General features: G+C 65.3%; 20 protein-coding genes. 8 read left to right on the top strand and 12 right to left on the bottom strand.

What is annotated here, in order from left to right:
* Positions 1-13: 13 nt before the first annotated feature.
* Positions 14-283, top strand: a complete 270-nt coding sequence (gene fliQ, locus BMZ19_RS11220) for a flagellar biosynthesis protein FliQ (protein WP_090310910.1) — start codon at positions 14-16, stop codon at positions 281-283.
* 1 nt (position 284) lies between these two features.
* Entirely contained in the window at positions 285-1073 is a 789-nt protein-coding gene (gene fliR, locus BMZ19_RS11215) for a flagellar biosynthetic protein FliR (RefSeq protein WP_090310909.1), read from the top strand.
* Here the strand turns inward: fliR and flgL are convergent, their stop codons facing one another.
* The 11 genes from flgL to flgB all read right to left on the bottom strand — a co-directional run bounded on the left by flgL (position 1074) and on the right by flgB (position 11021).
* Entirely contained in the window at positions 1074-1994 is a 921-nt protein-coding gene (gene flgL, locus BMZ19_RS11210) for a flagellar hook-associated protein FlgL (RefSeq protein WP_090310907.1), read from the bottom strand.
* A gap of 19 nt (positions 1995-2013) precedes the next feature.
* Positions 2014-3642 (bottom strand): flagellar hook-associated protein FlgK, encoded by a 1629-nt coding sequence (flgK, locus tag BMZ19_RS11205; RefSeq protein ID WP_090310903.1) that lies wholly within the window; start codon positions 3640-3642, stop codon positions 2014-2016.
* Positions 3643-3747: 105 nt separating this feature from the next.
* Positions 3748-4767 carry a flagellar assembly peptidoglycan hydrolase FlgJ gene (gene flgJ / locus BMZ19_RS11200; RefSeq protein WP_090310900.1) on the bottom strand — a complete coding sequence of 340 codons (1020 nt, stop codon included), beginning with the start codon at positions 4765-4767 and terminating at the stop codon, positions 3748-3750.
* Positions 4767-5897 (bottom strand): flagellar basal body P-ring protein FlgI, encoded by a 1131-nt coding sequence (locus BMZ19_RS11195; RefSeq protein WP_090310898.1) that lies wholly within the window; start codon positions 5895-5897, stop codon positions 4767-4769. The genes flgJ and BMZ19_RS11195 overlap by 1 nt, the downstream gene beginning before the upstream one ends.
* 22 nt (positions 5898-5919) lie before the next feature.
* Positions 5920-6600 carry a flagellar basal body L-ring protein FlgH gene (locus BMZ19_RS11190; RefSeq protein WP_090310896.1) on the bottom strand — a complete coding sequence of 227 codons (681 nt, stop codon included), beginning with the start codon at positions 6598-6600 and terminating at the stop codon, positions 5920-5922.
* Positions 6601-6614: 14 nt separating this feature from the next.
* Positions 6615-7397, bottom strand: a complete 783-nt coding sequence (gene flgG, locus BMZ19_RS11185; protein ID WP_090310893.1) for a flagellar basal-body rod protein FlgG — start codon at positions 7395-7397, stop codon at positions 6615-6617.
* A 29-nt stretch (positions 7398-7426) separates the two neighbouring features.
* Positions 7427-8182, bottom strand: coding sequence for a flagellar basal body rod protein FlgF (locus BMZ19_RS11180; protein WP_090310891.1), 756 nt, complete (start codon positions 8180-8182; stop codon positions 7427-7429).
* Between the two features lie 12 nt (positions 8183-8194).
* A complete protein-coding gene (flgE, locus tag BMZ19_RS11175; RefSeq protein WP_090310889.1) occupies positions 8195-9439 on the bottom strand; it encodes a flagellar hook protein FlgE in 1245 nt (414 codons plus the stop codon).
* Between the two features lie 65 nt (positions 9440-9504).
* Positions 9505-10179, bottom strand: a complete 675-nt coding sequence (flgD, locus tag BMZ19_RS11170; protein WP_090310888.1) for a flagellar hook assembly protein FlgD — start codon at positions 10177-10179, stop codon at positions 9505-9507.
* 11 nt (positions 10180-10190) lie between these two features.
* On the bottom strand, positions 10191-10598 hold the full coding sequence (flgC, locus tag BMZ19_RS11165; protein ID WP_090310886.1) for a flagellar basal body rod protein FlgC: 408 nt from the start codon (positions 10596-10598) through the stop codon (positions 10191-10193).
* Between the two features lie 6 nt (positions 10599-10604).
* Entirely contained in the window at positions 10605-11021 is a 417-nt protein-coding gene (gene flgB / locus BMZ19_RS11160; RefSeq protein WP_090310882.1) for a flagellar basal body rod protein FlgB, read from the bottom strand.
* 164 nt (positions 11022-11185) lie between these two features.
* Here flgB and flgA point away from each other — a divergent pair, with 164 nt between their 5' ends.
* The 6 genes from flgA to BMZ19_RS11130 all read left to right on the top strand — a co-directional run bounded on the left by flgA (position 11186) and on the right by BMZ19_RS11130 (position 17140).
* Positions 11186-11902 carry a flagellar basal body P-ring formation chaperone FlgA gene (gene flgA / locus BMZ19_RS11155; protein ID WP_090310880.1) on the top strand — a complete coding sequence of 239 codons (717 nt, stop codon included), beginning with the start codon at positions 11186-11188 and terminating at the stop codon, positions 11900-11902.
* Positions 11903-12021: 119 nt separating this feature from the next.
* Positions 12022-12303: a flagellar biosynthesis anti-sigma factor FlgM gene (flgM, locus tag BMZ19_RS11150; protein WP_212633218.1), complete on the top strand. Its 282-nt coding sequence runs from the start codon at positions 12022-12024 to the stop codon at positions 12301-12303.
* A 21-nt stretch (positions 12304-12324) separates the two neighbouring features.
* On the top strand, positions 12325-12777 hold the full coding sequence (locus BMZ19_RS11145; protein WP_090310877.1) for a flagella synthesis protein FlgN: 453 nt from the start codon (positions 12325-12327) through the stop codon (positions 12775-12777).
* Between the two features lie 119 nt (positions 12778-12896).
* Positions 12897-14555 (top strand): methyl-accepting chemotaxis protein, encoded by a 1659-nt coding sequence (locus BMZ19_RS11140; protein ID WP_090310875.1) that lies wholly within the window; start codon positions 12897-12899, stop codon positions 14553-14555.
* Between the two features lie 359 nt (positions 14556-14914).
* On the top strand, positions 14915-15616 hold the full coding sequence (locus BMZ19_RS11135) for a PA1041 family peptidoglycan-binding anchor lipoprotein (RefSeq protein WP_090310873.1): 702 nt from the start codon (positions 14915-14917) through the stop codon (positions 15614-15616).
* Between the two features lie 318 nt (positions 15617-15934).
* The gene (locus BMZ19_RS11130; RefSeq protein ID WP_212633217.1) at positions 15935-17140 is read left to right on the top strand and encodes a hypothetical protein; all 1206 of its coding nucleotides are present in this window, start codon (positions 15935-15937) and stop codon (positions 17138-17140) included.
* Positions 17141-17174: 34 nt separating this feature from the next.
* Here the strand turns inward: BMZ19_RS11130 and BMZ19_RS11125 are convergent, their stop codons facing one another.
* Positions 17175-17630, bottom strand: a complete 456-nt coding sequence (locus tag BMZ19_RS11125; protein ID WP_136488324.1) for an Lrp/AsnC family transcriptional regulator — start codon at positions 17628-17630, stop codon at positions 17175-17177.
* Positions 17631-17755: the final 125 nt, after the last annotated feature.

Below are 17755 nucleotides of genomic sequence, written 5' to 3'. Positions count from 1 at the left end.
ACGGAGACGTGCAATGACACCCGAATCGGTCATGGACCTCGCCTACCAGGGCATGCGCATCACCCTGTTCATGGCCGGCCCGCTGCTGCTCACCGCTCTGCTGGTGGGCCTGCTGATCAGCCTGTTCCAGGCCGCCACGCAGATCAACGAAATGACCCTGTCGTTCATTCCAAAGATCCTCGCGGTGTTCACCGTACTGGTGCTGGCCGGACCATGGATGATCAAGCTGATCGTCGATTTCACCCGTGAGCTGTTCAGCAATATCCCGCTGATGATCGGCTAGCATGGTCGAGGTCGACTTCGCCCAGCTGCAGCAGTGGCTGACTGCCTTCTTCTGGCCGTTCGTGCGCCTCACCGCCTTTCTCGCCGCCTCGCCGCTGTGGGGCCACGACAGCGTGCCGACCCAGGCCAAGATCGGCCTCGCCGTACTGCTGGCGGTGGTGCTGGGACCGACCCTGCCGCCACTGCCGACGGTACCGCTGGTGTCCTGGACCAGCCTGGGCATCGTCATCGAACAGATGGTGATCGGCGTGGCCATGGGGCTGACCATGCGGGTAATCCTCGCCGTGGTGCAGGCCGCCGGCGAGATCATCGGCCTGCAGATGGGCCTGGGCTTCGCCACCTTCTTCGCCCCGGACACCGGCACCAACACCATGATCCTGTCGCGGCTGCTATACATGATCAGCCTGCTGATCTTCCTCGCCCTCGACGGCCACCTGATCGTGCTGGAGATCCTCGCCGCCAGCTTCACCAGTCTGCCCATCGGCCAGGCGTTGGATCCGGCGGCCGGCATCACACTGGTGCGCTACGCCGGCAGCATCCTCGCCTCGGGGCTGCTGCTGGCGCTGCCGCTGGTGGCGGCGCTGCTGACCATCAACCTGGCGATGGGCATCCTCAACCGCGCCTCGCCACAGCTGACGGTGTTCGCGGTCGGCTTCCCGCTGACCCTGCTCGTCGGCATGGTGCTGATGATGGTGCTGATGAACGACCTCGGCCGCTTCCTCGAAGGTCTGTTCGGCGGAGGGCTGCAGTTCCTGCGCCAGTTCGTCGACAGCCTGGCGCTGGCGTCCTGATTACAGTCGGTCGAACAGCGACAGCTTCTGCACCTCGACGAAGGTCTTCTGCGCCGCCTGCAGGCCGACCTGGCGCAGGGTGTACTCGGAGATCGCCTTGTTGTAGTCGAGATCCAGGCGGTCGGAGAGCACCTGCTCGTAGTTGAGCATGCGGTTGCTGCCGACCACGTCGAGCACGTCCAGCTCGTTGAGCCGCGCGCCCACCGAGGCGCGCACGGCGAGGACGTTGTCGAAGCCCTTGTCCAGCGCCTTGCCGGAGGAAGCCAGCACCGTGCGCAGATTCTCGCGACCGGCCTCGTCCGCCACCGGCGTGTTGAGCACGTCGATGGTGTCCTTGAGCGCGCCGAACAGGTCTGCATCCTCAGCACTGGCGAAGATGGCCCGGCCGTTGTCGACGCTGGGCATCAGCCGCGCCGAGTCGACTTGCTGGGCCTTGACGCCGTCGTCACCGACGTAGCCGACCCGGCCGTCGGCGTCCTGCACGAAGGGCGGGGTGCCGTCCTGGTGCCCGCCGAACAGGTAGCGGCCACTGCCGTCCTGGGAGTTGGCCTGGCCGAGCAGGCCCTGGTAGATGCCGTTGAGTTCCTGGGCGATGGCGTTGCGGTCGGCATCGGCGAGGGTGCCGTTGCCGGCCTGCACCAGCAGGGTGCGAGCGCGGACGATGAAGTCGGCGCTGCTGCTCAGCACGCTCTCCTCCTGGGACAGGCTGTTGCGCGCACTGACCCGGGCATTGGCGAACTGCTGGTCGACCGCCTTGGCCTGGGCGACGCCCACCGCCAGCGAGGCGGCCTGCGGGTCGTCGGAGGGGTTGACCACGCGGCGGCCACTGGAAATCTGCAGGCCGGTCTTGAGGAAGTCGCCCTGCTGGCGGTTCAGCGAGTTGAGGCTCTGCTCGTACATGGTGAGGGTGCTGATGCGCATGCTGCGTTACTCCGGTCGATCAGGCACGAATGCCGAGCAGGGTATCGAGGACCGTCGCGCCGATCTCGATGACCTTGGCGTTGGCCTGGTAGTACTGCTGGAAGCGGATCAGGTTGGCGGCTTCCTCGTCGAGGTTGACCCCCGAGTCGGCCTGCTGCAGCGCACCGAGCTGCTCGCTGAGACCCTGCTGGGCGCCGAGGTTGGCGGCAGCGATGTTGGTGCGGTTGCCGATGTCGCTGACGATGGCCGCGTAGCCCTGGTTGAGGGTGGCCTGGCCGCCGACCAGGCTGCGGCCCTGCAGCGCCTGCAGCTCGAGAGCGTTGCGGTTGTCGCCAGCGCCGCTGCCGCCTTCCGGCTGGCCGGCGGCGATGCGCGCCGGGTCGGTCAGGTTGTTGGCCAGACGCGCTGCTGCGGAGCGGGTCGGCTGGATCAGGAAGCGGTCGCCCTCGGCGGGGGTGCCGCTGAGCTGCACGGTCATGCCGCCGAAGCTCAGGGTGCCGTTGGCGCTGTCGTGGTTGGCCTCCACCGTGGTGCCGATATCGCGGCGCACCACGCTGTAGCCGTCGGTCTCGCTCCAGCTGACGTCGTAGTCGCTGGCGGTCAGGCTGCCCAGCGCGGCCGGATCGTAGCTGGCGCTCAGCACTGCATCGCCGCGGTTCTGGGTGTTGCTGAAGCTGACCGGCTGGCCGATGGTGAAGAAGTCGCCGCCGGCCTCGCCGTAGAGGTCGACGCCCTCGGCATGCTGCTGATTGAAGGCCACCGCCAGCGACACCGCCAGCTGGCCGAGCTGGCCCTGGGTGCGGTCGAGGGTCTCGCGGCGGAAGGTCATTAGCCCGCCCAGTTCGCCGTCCTTGAAGGTGCTGTCGGGGAACTCCACCAGGTTGCCGCCCGGATCGCGGTAGCCGACCACGAAGCGGCTGGGATCCTCGGAGGCGCGCATCGCCTCGAGCTTGAAGCTGCTGGTGCCGCTGACCAGACTCAGGCCGTTGCTCAGGGTCAGGTTGTAGCTGCCGCCGTCCTGGACCGTCAGCCGCGCGTCGATGCGCTGGCTCAGCTCGGCTACCAACTGGTCGCGCATGTTGAGCAGGCCGTTGGGCGCCTCGCCGGTCTTGGCCTTGGCCATGGCGATCTCGCGGTTGAGGTTGGCGACCTGGCCGGCGGTGTTGTTGATCTGGCTGACCTGATCCTTGAGCTGACCGCTGATGCTGGTCTGCATGTCGCTCAGGTAACCCTCGAAAGCGCGGAACTGGCCGGTCAGCGTCTGCGCGGCGCCCAGCACTCCCTGGCGAGCGGCCGGGTCGGCAGGCGAGGCCACCACATCCTCCAGGGCGGAGAAGAAGTTGCTCATCAGCGGCGCTAGACCAGCCTCTCGGTCGGCCAGCAGGGTGTCGATCTGGCTGACCTGGGCGTAGTAGCTGTCCAAGGCGCCGGCGACACCGTTGCTGCGGTTGAGCTGATTGGCGATGAACTGGTTGAACTGGCGCTCGATGTTCACCACCTCGACGCCGGTGCCGGCGAAGCGCTCGCCGACCTGGGCCAGTTGGCGGTTGTAGCCGGGGGTATAGACGTTGCTGATGTTGTTGCTGGTGGTCGCCAGTACGGTCTGCGCACTGTTGAGGCCACTGACGCCGATGGAGAAGATGCTCATTGAAGCCGTTCCTGTTCAACCTTGCTCAGGTTATCGGCAGCGCCGCCACGATCTTGAGAGCCGCTGGCGTGACGGGCCGCACATTGCAGACTCCGCAGCGCCGGGTCAGAGCTGCGCCAACTGGCGCGCCGGATCGTACGGGGCGAGGGTCGCCATTACCGCGATCAGCTTGTCGGCATAGGCCGGATCTGTGGCGTAACCGCCACGCTGCAGGGCGCGTGCCGCCTGCTGGGCATCGGGGGCGCTGACCACGCCGGCATAGCGCGGATTGTTGCCGATAAGCTGTGCATAGTCGGTAAAGGCGGCCTCGAAGGACTCGTAGACGCGGAATCGCTCGACCCGGCTCTGTGCCTGGCCTTCGACATACTCGGTGGTACGCACCTCGGTGGTCGCTCCCTGCCAGCCAGCCCCGGCCTTGATGCCGAACAGGTTGTGGCTGTTGGCGCCGCTGGCGGTGGCGATCTCGTGGCGCCCCCAGCCGGTTTCCAGTGCGGCCTGGGCGAGGATCAGCTCGGCCGGTACGCCGCTGGCGCGGCTGGCGGCGCGAGCCGGTGCCTGCAGGCGGTCGACGAAGGACTCGACATGGCTCGCGCGTCCGCTACCGGTGTTGCGACCGACACCATCCACGGAGACGCTCTCGGCGCGTGGTAGCGTAGCCGGGCGGCTCATCGGCTCGACGCGGCTGACGACCGCTCGGGCCAGCGGGGTACTGCCAGCCGCCGGATCCGGCTGCAATGCTCCGTACAGCGGGCGCGGCGTGCCACGCGGGATACCGGCTATCAGGCCATCGCGCACCGCTCCGGTCGCCGGCTCGCCAGCCATCCCCGGCTGACTCCTGAGCTGCTGGACCAGTTGCTCAGCGAGCCCCAGGCCATTGCCGGCCAGTTGCTGTGCACGCTGCTGGTCGAGCAGCTCGGTGTAGAAACGGCTCTGCTCGCTGTCGAGCAGGCCCGACTGGGGGCTGGCCTCGCGCATGCTCTTGAGCATCATCTGCAAGAACAGCGCCTCGAACTGCTTGCTGGCCTCCCTCAGGCCGTTTTCCGGATCCTGGCGGGCTGTCTGCTTGAGACGCTGGATACCCTGCAGGTCGAGGGCAAACTGACTGCCCAGATCGCCAACACTCATCAGATGATCTCCAGTTCCGCCCGCAACGCACCCGAAGCCTTGAGCGCTTCGAGAATCGACATCAGGTCCTGCGGCGTGGCGCCCAGCGCATTCAGCGCCTTGACCACATCGAGCAGGTTGGTGCTCGGCGCCACCATGCGCAGGCCTGTGCCCTGCTGCTCGACGGTGATCTGCGCATCGGGGACTACCACGGTTTGACCTTCACTGAACGGCGCCGGCTGGCTGACCCTGGGCTGGTTGTCGATCACCACCGACAGGTTGCCATGCGCCACCGCGGCGTTCTGCAGCGTCACCGTGCCATTGAGCACCACGGCGCCGCTGCGCGAGTTGATGATCACCTTGGGCGACACTTCGCCGGGGCTGATATCCAGTCCCTCCAGACGCGCCATGAAGTTGACCCGGCCATTGGGATCGCGTGGTGCATCCAGCAGGATCAGCCCGCCATCCTGGGCGCTGGCCACGGTGCGACCGAAGGCGTAGTTGATCGCCGTGACCATCCGCTGCGCCATGCCGAAGTCCGGCTGCTTGAGCTGCAGCTCGAGCACGCCGCGCTCGTTGCCGAGCTGCAGCGGCACCTCGCGCTCGACCGTGGCGCCGCGGCTGATCCGCCCGCCGGCCTGCTGGTTGATCTGCACGCTGCTGCCACCGGCCTCGGCCCCGGCGCCGCCAACCAGCAGGTTGCCCTGGGCCAGCGCATAGGTTTCGCCATCGGCGCCCTTGAGCGGGGTCATCAGCAGGGTGCCGCCGCGCAGGCTGCGGGCATTGCCGACCGAGGACACCACCACATCCAGAGCCTGCCCCGGCCGGACGAAAGCCGGCAGCTGCGCGGTGACCATCACCGCGGCGATGTTGCGCAGCTGCATGTTGGTGCCCGGCGGCACGGTGATGCCCAACTGCGACAGCATGTTGGTCAGGCTCTGGCCGGTGAACGGTGCCTGCATGGTCTGGTCGCCGGAGCCATCCAGGCCCACCACCAGGCCGTAGCCGACCAGGGCGTTGCTGCGCACGCCGGCAAATTCAGCCAGATCGCGCAGGCGCTCGGCCTGAGCAGCACCGGCGCCGCTCAGGCCAAGCAGTAGGCCGAGCAACGCCAGGGAGGGGCGTAGAAGATCCAGAATGGACAGTTTCATGACGATTTCCGGCTCTCGCCCATCAGAACGGCGAGACATTGAGGAAGATGCGTTGCAACCAGCCCATGTTCTGGGCCTCGTTGATGTAGCCGTCGCCGACGTATTCGATGCGCGCATCGGCTACCTGGGTCGAAGGCACGGTGTTCTGCCCGGTGATGGTGCGTGGATTGACCACCCCGGAAAAGCGGATGAACTCGGTGCCTTGGTTGATGGCGATCTGCTTCTCGCCACGCACCCGAAGATTGCCGTTGCCCATCACCTCCAGCACCGAAACGGTAATGGTGCCGGCAAAGGAATTGTTGGCCTTGGAGCCGCCACTGCCGCTGAAGAGGTTGTCGCCCTCCAGCTCGGTGGCCCATTCGGACAGCTCGCTGAGTTTGTCCGGCACAGTGATCGGCGTCAGGCTGGCCGAACCGTTGCGACTGGCGTTGGAGGCGGCATTCTTGCTGGCGCTGACCTGCTCGTTGAGGACGATGGTGAGAATGTCGCCGACCATGCGCGGACGGCGATCCTCAAACAACGGCTGGAAACCGTGCCGCGCCTGGTAAATCGAGCCATTCCCCTGCCCCGGCGGTCGCTCGGGAATCCGCACCTGCTCCTGCTCACTGACTACCGAGGCGCGCGGCAACTGAGCACAGCCACTCAGCAGCAGGGACGGCAGCAGCGCGACCAGCAACGCCCGACGCCCGAGGGATGACCGCATGCTCGCCCCCCTCATTACAGCTGGGTCAGCCGGGCGAGCATCTCGTCGGAGGTCTGCACGGCCTTGCTGTTGATTTCATAGGCGCGCTGGGTCTGGATCATGCTGACCATCTCCTCCACCACGTTGACGTTGGAGGTCTCGACATAGCCCTGATACAGGACACCCACGCCATTGAGGCCAGGCGTGCTTTCGTTGCGCGGCCCCGAGCTGTCGGTTTCCAGATAGAGATTCTCGCCAGTGCTCTGCAGGCCGGTGGGATTGATGAAGGTGGCCAGGGTGATCTGGCCGACCTCGCGGCTCTGGGTACTGCCCGGTTCGGTGACCGAAACCACGCCATCCTGGGCGATGGTCACCGACAGGGCATTCTCGGGAATGGTGATCGCCGGCTCCAGCGGGTAGCCGCTGGCAGTGACCATCTGGCCATTCTGGTCGATCTGGAAACTGCCGTCGCGGGTGTAGGCGGTGCTGCCGTCGGTCAGCAGCACCTGAAAGAAGCCGTTGCCGTTGATCGCCAGATCACGCGAGTTCTCGGTGTTCTGCAGGTTGCCTTGGCTGTGCAGGCGTTCGGTGGCCACCGGGCGCACGCCGGTGCCAATCTGCAGCCCCGAGGGCAGGTTGGTCTGCGTCGTGCTCTGCGCACCGGGCTGGCGCAGGTTCTGGTACAGCAGGTCCTCGAACACCGCGCGCGAGCGCTTGAAGCCACTGGTGCTGACGTTGGCCAGGTTGTTGGCAATCACGTCCATCTGCACCTGCTGGGATTCCAGGCCGGTTTTCGCCGTCCACAGCGATCTGATCATTATGTTTCTCCGAATGGGTTCGCCAGGACTCAGCCCTGCAGCGACAGCAGGCTGTTGGCGCGCTGGGCGTTTTCGTCGGCGCTGCCGATGACCTTCATCTGCATGTCGTAGCGCCGGGCGTTGTCGATCATTGCCACCATGGCCGCAGTCGGGCTGACGTTGCTGCCCTCCAGCGCACCGGAGGCCAGGCGCAGGTTCTCGTCGGCGGGCAGGGTCATGCCGACGCCATTGGCATCCGGCTGACTGCGGAACAGACCGTCCTCGCCACGCACCAGGCTGCCGGGCGCTGCCGATACCAGTTTCAGACGCCCCGCCTCGGCAATGCTGTCCGGTGCCTCGCCCTCGCCGATCGCGCTCAGGGTGCCGTCGCTGCCGATGCTCACGGAGCTGCCCAGCGGCACGGTCAACGGCCCGCCGTCGCCGATCACCGGACGCCCCAGCACACTGAGCATGCCGTTGGCATCCACCTGAAGGTCGCCGCGGCGGGTGTAGGCTTCACTGCCATCGGCTGCCTGAACGGCCAGCCAGCCGCCGTCCTGAATGGCCACATCCAGCTCGCGCCCGGTACTGCCGACCGGCCCGGGGCTGAAGTCGGCGGTCGGCGCACTGGCCACCGCCAGGGTGCGGGTCGCCAGACCGTCGCCGCCGACCGGCTCGGCGCGCATGACTGCCAGCTGGGCACGGAAGCCCGGCGTCGAGGCGTTGGCCAGGTTGTGGCTGACCACGGACTGTTGCTCGAGACTGGAGCGAGCGCCGCTCATGGCCGTGTAGAGGATGCGATCCATCGGTCAGACTCCTCAGCGCAGGTTCACGGCCTGCTGCAGCACTTCGTCCTGCAGCTTGATGGTCTGCGCGTTGGCTTGGAAGTTGCGCTGGGCGATGATCAGGTTGACCAGCTCCTTGGTCAGGTCGACGTTGGAGGTCTCGATCACGCCCGACTCGACGTCGCCGAACAGGCCGGTGCCGGCCTCGCCGACCAGTGCCTGGCCCGAGTCAGCCGTCTCCACCCAGCCGCCGCCCACCGGGGTCAAGCCCTCGGGGTTGCGGAAGTTGGCCATTGCGATGGTGCCCAGCACCTGGGTGCGCTCATTGGAATAGTTGCCGATGATCTGGCCCTTCTTGTCCACTGAGATGCCGACCAGGCTGCCGGAAGTGAAGCCGTCCTGATTGAGGCTGCCGAGCTCGAACTCGTTGGCGAACTGGGTGCTGCCGGTGACGTTAAGCTTGAAGTTCAGGTCGTTGGCGCCGGTGGTCAGTGCAAAGCTGATCGGGGTCGGGAAGTAGGGAGTCTCGACCGGCCCGGCGGTCACGGTGCCATCCGCGGCGGTCGTGATCGCCGTGCTGCTGGCCAGTAGGCCGTTGCTGTCGAAAGTCAGCCGGGTGCTATCCACGGAGAACTCCTGGCCCGCGGGCGTGGCGCGCGCGGTCTTGACCTCCCAGGCGTTGACCCCGGTCTTGATGAAGTACAGGGTCAGCGTCTGCGGTGCGCCCTGGGAGTCGAACACGGTGGCGCCGTTGGCATAGGAGTATGTGCTGGACTTGACCGGATCGAAAGCGGCCGGATCCAGGCTCGGCAGGGTGGCGTCCAGGTTCAGGGTGGCCTTGATCTCGGTGGTCGCCTTGGCCGGCAGGCCGGCCGCCGAGACGTTCAGCTGCTGCAGCTGACCACCGTTGCCGGCTGCGCCCGGGTAGCCGGTCAGGCGACCGCCTTGGGCGTTCTCAAGGTACCCGTCCGGGGTCATGGTCAGCTGGCCATTGCGCGCATAGACGATCTGTTCGCCCTGGTCAAAGCGCAGGAACCCTCCCCCGCTGATGGCCAGGTCCAGATTGCGCCCGGTAGCCTCCAGGTTGCCATCCTTGAAGTTCTGCTGAATCGCAGCCACGCTGACACCCAGGCCAACCTTGGCGCCGGCATACACGTCGGCGAATTGCATACTCGCGCTCTTGTAGCCCACGGTCTGCGAGTTGGCGATGTTGTTGCCCATCACATCGAGGTTCTTGGAGGCCGCGTTGAGACCGCTGAGTGCCTGCGAAAAGCCCATATTGACTTCACTCCCCTGGCGCAGCGGCCTTCAGCCTGCCACGCGTATCCGTATGAAAAAGGCGGTTAAAGGATCTGACGAACGTCCTGCAGGCCGACCCGGCCAAGGGTGGCGCCCAGATCCAGTAGCGGACCGTTGTTGCCGGTGCTGATGCCGCCCACTTGGGCATAGGTGAGAACGGTCGCCTGCTGGGCCTGCCCATCCGCACTGGCCTCGATGGCGACCCGATAGGCACCATCCGGTGCCGTGCTGCCGTCATTGAGGGTGCCGTCCCAGACGAACGACTCCACCCCCTTCTGCAGCGCACCGAGGTCGAACTGACGCACCAACTGGCCGCCGCCATCGTAGATGCTGACCTTGACCTGATCGGCCGGCGCCGCCAGTTCGATACCGAACGGGGTGGTCTCGCCACTGCCGACCAGTACCCGCTCGCCGGGCACCAGCACACCGCGACCAATCAATGCCGAGGCCTGCAGGGTCTGCCCGGCATCGATCTGCCCGGTGATGCCCTGCAGCGTCTCGTTCAACTCCTCGATGCCACTCAGCGTGTTGACCTGCGCCAGCTGCGAGGTCATCTCCGCGTTTTCCATCGGTTTGAGCGGATCCTGGTTCTGCAACTGGGTGACCAGCAGGGTCATGAAGTTGGAACGCAGGTCTTCGGCCTTCTGCTTCTCGCTGGCGGTCGCCGAGGCGCCCCCGTTGATCGAACTGATGATCGAGCTGTCGATAGTGGTACTCATGGCAGCGTTCCTCAGCCGTCGCCCAGGGTCAGGGTCTTGAGCATCAGTTGCTTGCTGGTGCTCATCACCTCGACGTTGGCCTGGTAGGAGCGCGAGGCGGAGATCATGTTGACCATCTCGTTGACCGGCTCGACGTTGGGCATGCTCACGTAACCGCGCTCGTCGGCCAGCGGATGACCAGGGCGATACTCCTGACGCATCGGCGCCGGGTCATCAATCACCCGCGCCACGCGCACACCGCCAACACCTTGGCTGTCACCGCCCTGGGCCTCGAAAATGACCTGCTTGGCGCGGTAGGCCTGACCATCAGGGCCGGTCACGCTGTCGGCGTTGGCCAGGTTGCTGGCGGTGACGTTCATGCGCTGCGACTGCGCGCTGAGCGCAGAGCTGGAAATATTGAAGATATTGAACATCGACATGGCGGATTACTCGGGCTGCAGGGCCGACTTGAGCCCCTGGATACGACTGTTCATCAGCGTCAGACTGGTCTGGTAGCGCACTGCGTTGTCTGCGAATTGGCCGCGCTCGAAATCCATATCCACCGTATTGCCATCCATGCTGGGCTGCGCCGGCATGCGGTAAAGCAACTCGCGCTCACTGGCCAGCCCCTCGAGGCGTGCACTCAGATGGCGGGCATCGGTAGTGCGCAGCCCTTGTCCACCCACAAGGCCCTGCCCGCCTTGCGCGGCCTTGCTCAGTTCTGCGGCAAAGTCGAAGTCACGCGCCTTGAAACTGGGCGTATCGGCGTTGGCAATGTTGTTGGCCAGCACCTGCTGGCGCTCGGCACGCAGCCCCAGCGCCAGCTGATGCATGCGCAATGCACCGTCGAGCTTGTCGATCATGCGGGCGACCTCCGCGCACAAGTAAAAGTGATTCAGTGCACAGAATAGGCGGCGCCCCGCCAACGCAAAGGCCTGAACAGGCCGGTATTTAACGGCCAATTTCAGCCTTGCCAACAGACCTGCAGCTCTAGAATTGCGGCTCCTCCCCCTCCCGGGCCATCGCAATGCCGTCTCACCGCCGCGCCCTGCCCCACCTGTTCTGCGCCCGGCCTCGTGGATTGCTGGCGCTCCTGATCGCCCTGCTGGGGCACCACCCCGTCTCCCAGGCGGCCGAGCAGGAGCTTATGGAAGTCCGGGTGCGCGAACTGCTTGCCCGTGAAGCCGCCGGCCCCGGCCGACAGGTCAGCGTGGTGGTGCACCCCATTGCGGCCCAACTGCCGCCCTGCGCGGATCCACAACCTTTCCTGCCACATCCCGAGTCGCGTCTGACCGGGCGCGTGACAGTCGGCGTGCGTTGCACCGGGACGGGAACCCGTCACCTGCAGGCCACGGTTGCGATCAGTGCCGAATACCCGGTGACGCGCCGCGCCCTGGTCGCCGGCGAGGTGCTGAACGCCAATATGATCGAACTGCGTCACGGCGACCTCGGGCGCCTGCCGCGCCATGCCGTACTCGACGTCGAACAGGCTCTTGGCCGCGAACTCACCCGAGCCCTGCCGATGGGCAGCCCGCTGCCGGGCAATGCCTTGCGCAGCGTGCCACTGGTGATGCGCGGCGCACGGGTCAAGGTTGAGGCGCGCGCCGGCAGCTTCGTCGTCAGTCGCGACGGTACTGCCCTGGACAAAGGCGGAATGGGCGAGGAGGTCCGCATCCGCAGCGAAGGGGGCGAGGTCGTCCGCGCCCGAGTCAGCGGCCGGAATCTGTTGAGCGTCGATTTCTAGAACCCGACCATGGAGTGCATAATCTGCGAACAAATGCGCACTTCTGCCCACCCAGCCGACTCAAGTCCGCCCGCCTACGGCCGATAGTGCAGACAGACCCCATGCAAGGGAGATATCCCGTGAAAATCGACAGCTCTCACCCGCCGGCCCGTCCGGCAGCGGCGGAAGGCAAAGAAGCCAGCGCCAAAACCCAGCGCAGCCAGGCCAAACCCCAGGCCGAATCGTCATCGACGGTCAGCCACCTGAGCGACGCCGGCAGCAAAAATGCGGCCCAGGATGTGGACCCAGCACGCGTCGCCGAAATTCGCCGGGCAATTCTCGAGGGCCGCCTGCAGATCAGCGCCGAGCGTATTGCCGACGGCCTGATCGCCAGCGTGCGTGAACAACTCGATCAAGACTGACCCATCCGCTGCGGAGCCCGCATGAGCCTGGATAAACATCTCGCCCGCCAATCCGCCACCGTGGCGCAGTTCATCGAGCTGCTCGAAGGCGAAGCCCTGCTGCTGGCCGCAGGCAAGGTCGACGGCCCGCGCCTGAGCGAACTGGCCGCACGCAAACAGGCCGTGCTGGACGAGATCGAGCGGATGGAATCCCAGCGTCAGTACGCGCAAAGCCGGCTCGGCTATGGCGATGACCACCAGGGGGCCGAACGCGCTGCCACAGATGCAGGCTGCCTGGCGACCTGGCAGCAACTGCTCGAACAGGCCAGTCGCGCCCAACAGCTCAACCGGCTGAACGGCGAGAGCATCCGCAACCGACTGGAATACAACCAGCGCATGCTGAACTTCCTCCACGAAGCCGCCGGCCAAGGGCTCTACGGTAGCGACGGCCAGGCCCGGCGCGGCAGCCTCGGCAGCATCGCCTCTCGCGCCTGACCCCCCACCGAAATCCGCTAGCAGCTGATTGCAGAGCCTCGCAGGCCTGCCACCGTCACCAAACTGCAACGACAGAGTGATATCAATTCGACATCATTTGGTCGATTGTGGAATTCTGGATGCTATCCCGCCTGAAAATTGGTGCCCGCCTGGGCGTTGCCTTTGGCTCCATCGCGCTGCTGCTCGCCGCGGCCACGGCCGTCGGCCTGTATGGCCTCGAGGCGCAGAGACGCACCGCCAACCAGATGCTCCAGGTTGACGTCGCCCTGTCGCACAATGCGGCCGAAGTTCGTCGTCTGAGCCTCGAGGGCCGACGCGCCGAAAAGGACATCTTCCTCAACGTCAACAATCCGCAGGCCGTGCGGACCTACAAACAACGCTGGGACGACAGCCAGCAGGCTCTGGCCGACACTCTCAAGGAAGGGGCTGCACTGGCCCCTGATGAGGAACTGCGCGAGTTGTACCTGAAGTCTGGCTCCCTGCTGGATGCCTACAACAGTGGCTTCACCGGCGTTTTCGTCCGGATCGATGCTGGTGAAATAACCGACCCATCGATTGCCGATATGGTCTTCGGCCAGTTCAACGACGAGATCCAGCAACTGGATGAACTGGCGGCCGCCATCGACCAGGCAGCAATCACGCGGGTGGGTGGCGCGAGCGATCAGATCGCCCAGCAGCATCGCAACGCCCTGGTCGGCCTGCTGTCCTTCGCGGCGCTGGCCTTGCTGATCGCCGTGATCATGGCCGTGCGCATCACTCGCAGTATTGCCGTCCCCCTGCACCACGCCCTGGAGGCGACCCGCCGCGTTGCCGAAGGTGACCTGACTCAGACCATCTTCGGCAATCCCAACGACGAAACCGGCCTGCTGCTCGAGGCCATGAGCGAAACCAACCAGAAACTGTCGGCACTGGTGAGCTCGCTGCACGACAGCAGCGAGCAGGTGTTCACTGGTGCCCATGAGGTGTTCCTCGGCAGCCAGGAGCTGTCCGCCCGCACCGACGAGCAGGTTGCCGCCCTGCAGCAGACGGCTTCAAGCATGGAGCAGATTACCGCGCTGGTTCAGCAGAACAGCGAGTCCACCGAGCAGGCCAACCGCCTGGCTGCCTCCGCGGCGCGCACCGCGGAGAGCGGCGGCAGGGACGTCGAGCAGAGCATCCAGCTGATGCAGGAGCTCGCCACCAGCTCGCAGAAGATCAATGACATCATCACCGTCATCGACACCATCGCCTTCCAGACCAATATCCTGGCCCTAAACGCCTCGGTCGAGGCAGCTCGCGCCGGCGAACAGGGCCGCGGCTTCGCCGTGGTCGCCGCGGAAGTGCGCATGCTGGCCAGCCGCAGCGCGGCCTCAGCCAACGAAATACGCACCCTCATCGAGGAAACCGGCAGCAAGATCACCCACGGCGTGCGCCAGGCCGAGCACAGCGGCCAGACCATCCGCGAAACCGTGATTTCGATCCGCCAGCTCTCCAGCCTGATGCAGGAAATCGCCAGCGCCACTCGCGAACAAAGCGCCGGTATCGGCCAGATCAATACCGCGATCAACCAGTTGGACAGCACAACCCAGCAGAACGCCACCCTGGTCGAACAGTCCCGCGCCGCCGTCGCGGCTCTGGAAAACCAGGCTGGCCGGATGAAAGAGCTGGTAGCCACCTTCAAGACCGATGCCACCGCCAGCCGGGCAGAGCTGCAGGCCACCGAACCAGCGCGACGCTCCCAGCCACGCACGCTCCCCGCGGAAGCCGTACCCCGGGAAGCCATGTGGGCCACGCTCTGATTGGTACGCTCGGGAAAACCGGCAGCCTCTCCCAACCTCGCGCCAAGACTGGGATCTCTTGGCGGCTACCTATTTCACCTTATCTACTAGAGGAGATCACCGCATCTTGTAGTGGTCTGGAGCCGCCCCGCTTCTCGCGCCCACTGGTGCTTGCCGACCGCCATGGTCTCACCCGCTGCTCATTCGTCAGCTGTGGCATGACGAAGGACGCTCTCGCCAGCAATGCATGCAGCCGATTGCCGACAAAAACCGTGTAGGCAATTTGACAGCATTACTTCCGGTGCAACACTGCAGATATTGATCCGCCTATACGGCCGTCAAAGCGAGTAGTACTCCAGATCAATCCAGGAGCACCAGATATGCGAATAGTAAGAACAGCTGTCCCCCTGGTTCTGGCTAGCGGCCTGTTGTCGGGTTGTGCTGGCCTGGTGCAGAGCGACTGGCCGCCCTGCGCGGCAGTCGGCGGTGTGGTGGGCGCGGGACTGGGCGCCATCGAAAGCGCGAGTTGGGCCGCCGGTGGCTTGGGTATCGGCGCCCTCACCGGCGCGGCCTACTGCTGGGTGCATGGCGATGCCGACGGCGATGGCGTGGTGAACAAGGAGGACAAGTGCCCCGACACACCGAGGGGCACCCAGGTGGATGAGCGTGGCTGTCCGCTTCCGGTAGCCGCTGCCCCAGCGCCGGAGCCGGAGCCGATGCCCGAAGCCGCCGCGCCGGTACGCGTGGAGCTGGACGTCAAGTTCGACTTCGACAAGGCCGTGGTCAAGGAGGAAAGCAAGGCCGACATCAAGGCCGTAGCCGACTTCATGAGTGAATACCCGCAGACCACCACTACCGTCGAAGGCCACACCGACTCGGTCGGCCCGGACGCCTACAACCAACGGCTGTCCGAGCGGCGTGCCAACGCCGTGCGTGACGTGATGGTCAACGAGTATGGCGTGAGCGCCGATCGCGTGGACGCGGTTGGCTATGGCGAAAGCCGTCCGGTGGCTGACAACGCCAACGCGGAAGGTCGCGCGATCAACCGCCGCGTCGAGGCGGAAGTCGAAGCCAAGCAATAAGCGCTGGCTGCTCCCCCGACGGTGGCGCCAAGGGCGCTGCCGTCGGGGACTTCCTGATGACCTGCACCGGCCATACAGCCCGGTGTTTGCCCGACTGCTTTGCTCTCGACCGTGGTGGCCAAGACTGACCCACTGTGGGTCCCTTATCCGCCCAACGGCTCTGCTGCTTCCTCTTTGTACCACCTAAACTCAATGAACCGTGGTCGGACGTACTGGACGTTCCGCTCTTGAGGCTGGCAAAACTGCGCAGGCTCCGCATGCAGTTTGTTGAGAGGGAGAGAGCAGCCCTTTGAGGTCTGCGGAGCAGTCGAACCCCTTATGAACCGCGTGAAGGGCCCACTGGCAACCTGTCCGCTGGTGGATTGGATGCCGCTGTCGAAGCTGCCTAACGAGCCCGCGATGTTGAACCTGCGTGCCCTGATCATCGCCTTGCTGGTGGCAGTGGCAGGGTGCGCCAGTAAGGAACGCCCCCCTGAGCCGCCTCCTACGCCGGTGGTCATCTCGCAAAGTACCTGGCGGCAGATCGACAGCGACATAGTCGCTGCGTCGAAGGACGCCACAGGGGAGGCCAAGGACTATTCCCGCGAACTCATGCAGCGCTGGAGGACCCTCGTCTACCAGCGCACCGAGGCGGAGTTCATTCCGTGGTTTTCCAGCTACTGGACCCGGCAATGGCTGACCATGAAGGTGACCTGGTACCAGCTGAACGCAGAGGGCGCGAAATATCCGGCCGTGGATCGCCTGGCGCTCTATCTGCAGGAGCAATACCAGGATCGCGTGCTGGAACCCGTCGCCAAGGAGATCCGTCCCGACTGGATCATGGCGCAGACGACACAACTGTACGTCCGCCTCCTGCGCGAGCAACTCCAGGACATCCCGCCGCGCTACGGTGTGCCTCTGGATCAGTTCGACAACCGGCTCCAGGACATTCCCGCGATCGAACTGGAGCCTGGCGCTTCGCTCTACCAGCTTGTCACCGCCGAGCCAATCGACAGTCAGCCGGCCTATGCGGCCTTGGTCACGCGACTCCACAATATTCCTGGTGCCGCGGGAACCTGGTCGGCGCAAGCCGGCATAACGCCAGTCGCGAGAATGACCAGCGAGAGCCTGGTGACCGAGCGCACCACCCGCGGTGTCGCCGGCGCAGTCTCGGCGATGGTCGGCCGGGCGGCAGGCCTGGTGATATCCCTGGGAACCGCAGCCTTCACCGCCATGCTGCGCGAAAACGAACGGCCGAAAATGGAGGCGCAGCTGCGCAGCAATCTGCACGCCGCCTTTGACGAGAAGTGGCTCGACCTGGTGCACAACCCCAAGACTGGAGTGATGGCCGGGGTCTACGCCCTATCGGAACAAATCGAGGGCAGCCTCGCCAGCACCGTCATGCAGCCGGCCCGCTACGAACCGCCAGCGCAAGAACAACCACTGCAAGAACCACCACCGCAAGTTGTGCCTCCGCCGGACGGGCAGCCTATGCAACGGCAACAGGGGAATAGTGACGACGAAGACTCCTATCAATTGTGGTAGCAGGAATCATCTAGCCTACACGGCCGCCTCACCCTCACAACGGCAGACTCACCTCGTCCTTCACCTCCCTGAGCACCACGCTGGTATGCACGCTGGCCACGCCGGGCAGGCGGAAGATGCGCTGCTGCAGCACCTCGTCGTAGGCCTTGATGTCGCTGGTGACCACCTTGATCAGGTAGTCGGCCTTGCCGGTGGTGGCGTAGCAGGCGACGATCTCCGGGGTGGCGGCCACCGCCGCCTCGAACTCGGCGGTCACGTCGCCGGCGTGGCGGCTCAGCGCCACCTCGGCGAACACGCAGTTCTGCAGGCCGACCTTCTCGCGATCCACCAGCACCGTGTAGCGGCGGATCACCCCCTCCTCCTCCAGCTCCTTGATGCGCCGCCAGCAGGGCGTGGTCGACAGGCCGACCCGCTCGGCGAGCTGCTGCATGGTCTGCCGGGCGTCGCGCTGCAACTCGCGGAGCAGCTGGCGGGCGAATTTGTCGAGCATTTCATTCTCCGATAAGGCTTTTGAAGAGTAATTCATCCTCAAATTTACCGCCTGACCAGGAAAAAGAGAAACAAAAAACTGCGCCGGCTGGGGAACACTATTCCCCACAGAACAACACCGCGCAG

Source organism: Pseudomonas linyingensis, from assembly GCF_900109175.1.
GTDB classification, from domain to species: Bacteria; Pseudomonadota; Gammaproteobacteria; order Pseudomonadales; family Pseudomonadaceae; genus Geopseudomonas; species Geopseudomonas linyingensis.
Note: the sequence above shows the minus strand (reverse complement) of the source record. Positions and strands in the feature narration are given on the sequence as shown.

What these genes read in the sequence shown, in the direction of transcription:
- flgK (WP_090310903.1), bottom strand. Translation starts at nt 3,642, where the DNA reads ATGAGCATCTTCTCCATCGGCGTCAGTGGCCTCAACAGTGCGCAGACC.
- flgJ (WP_090310900.1), bottom strand. Translation starts at nt 4,767, where the DNA reads ATGAGTGTTGGCGATCTGGGCAGTCAGTTTGCCCTCGACCTGCAGGGT.
- BMZ19_RS11135 (WP_090310873.1), top strand. Translation starts at nt 14,915, where the DNA reads ATGCGAATAGTAAGAACAGCTGTCCCCCTGGTTCTGGCTAGCGGCCTG.
- fliQ (WP_090310910.1), top strand. Translation starts at nt 14, where the DNA reads ATGACACCCGAATCGGTCATGGACCTCGCCTACCAGGGCATGCGCATC.
- BMZ19_RS11140 (WP_090310875.1), top strand. Translation starts at nt 12,897, where the DNA reads ATGCTATCCCGCCTGAAAATTGGTGCCCGCCTGGGCGTTGCCTTTGGC.
- BMZ19_RS11130 (WP_212633217.1), top strand. Translation starts at nt 15,935, where the DNA reads ATGAACCGCGTGAAGGGCCCACTGGCAACCTGTCCGCTGGTGGATTGG.
- BMZ19_RS11180 (WP_090310891.1), bottom strand. Translation starts at nt 8,182, where the DNA reads ATGGATCGCATCCTCTACACGGCCATGAGCGGCGCTCGCTCCAGTCTC.
- BMZ19_RS11125 (WP_136488324.1), bottom strand. Translation starts at nt 17,630, where the DNA reads ATGCTCGACAAATTCGCCCGCCAGCTGCTCCGCGAGTTGCAGCGCGAC.
- flgG (WP_090310893.1), bottom strand. Translation starts at nt 7,397, where the DNA reads ATGATCAGATCGCTGTGGACGGCGAAAACCGGCCTGGAATCCCAGCAG.
- flgD (WP_090310888.1), bottom strand. Translation starts at nt 10,179, where the DNA reads ATGAGTACCACTATCGACAGCTCGATCATCAGTTCGATCAACGGGGGC.
- flgL (WP_090310907.1), bottom strand. Translation starts at nt 1,994, where the DNA reads ATGCGCATCAGCACCCTCACCATGTACGAGCAGAGCCTCAACTCGCTG.
- BMZ19_RS11195 (WP_090310898.1), bottom strand. Translation starts at nt 5,897, where the DNA reads ATGAAACTGTCCATTCTGGATCTTCTACGCCCCTCCCTGGCGTTGCTC.
- flgE (WP_090310889.1), bottom strand. Translation starts at nt 9,439, where the DNA reads ATGGGCTTTTCGCAGGCACTCAGCGGTCTCAACGCGGCCTCCAAGAAC.
- flgB (WP_090310882.1), bottom strand. Translation starts at nt 11,021, where the DNA reads ATGATCGACAAGCTCGACGGTGCATTGCGCATGCATCAGCTGGCGCTG.
- BMZ19_RS11145 (WP_090310877.1), top strand. Translation starts at nt 12,325, where the DNA reads ATGAGCCTGGATAAACATCTCGCCCGCCAATCCGCCACCGTGGCGCAG.
- fliR (WP_090310909.1), top strand. Translation starts at nt 285, where the DNA reads ATGGTCGAGGTCGACTTCGCCCAGCTGCAGCAGTGGCTGACTGCCTTC.
- BMZ19_RS11190 (WP_090310896.1), bottom strand. Translation starts at nt 6,600, where the DNA reads ATGCGGTCATCCCTCGGGCGTCGGGCGTTGCTGGTCGCGCTGCTGCCG.
- flgC (WP_090310886.1), bottom strand. Translation starts at nt 10,598, where the DNA reads ATGTCGATGTTCAATATCTTCAATATTTCCAGCTCTGCGCTCAGCGCG.
- flgA (WP_090310880.1), top strand. Translation starts at nt 11,186, where the DNA reads ATGCCGTCTCACCGCCGCGCCCTGCCCCACCTGTTCTGCGCCCGGCCT.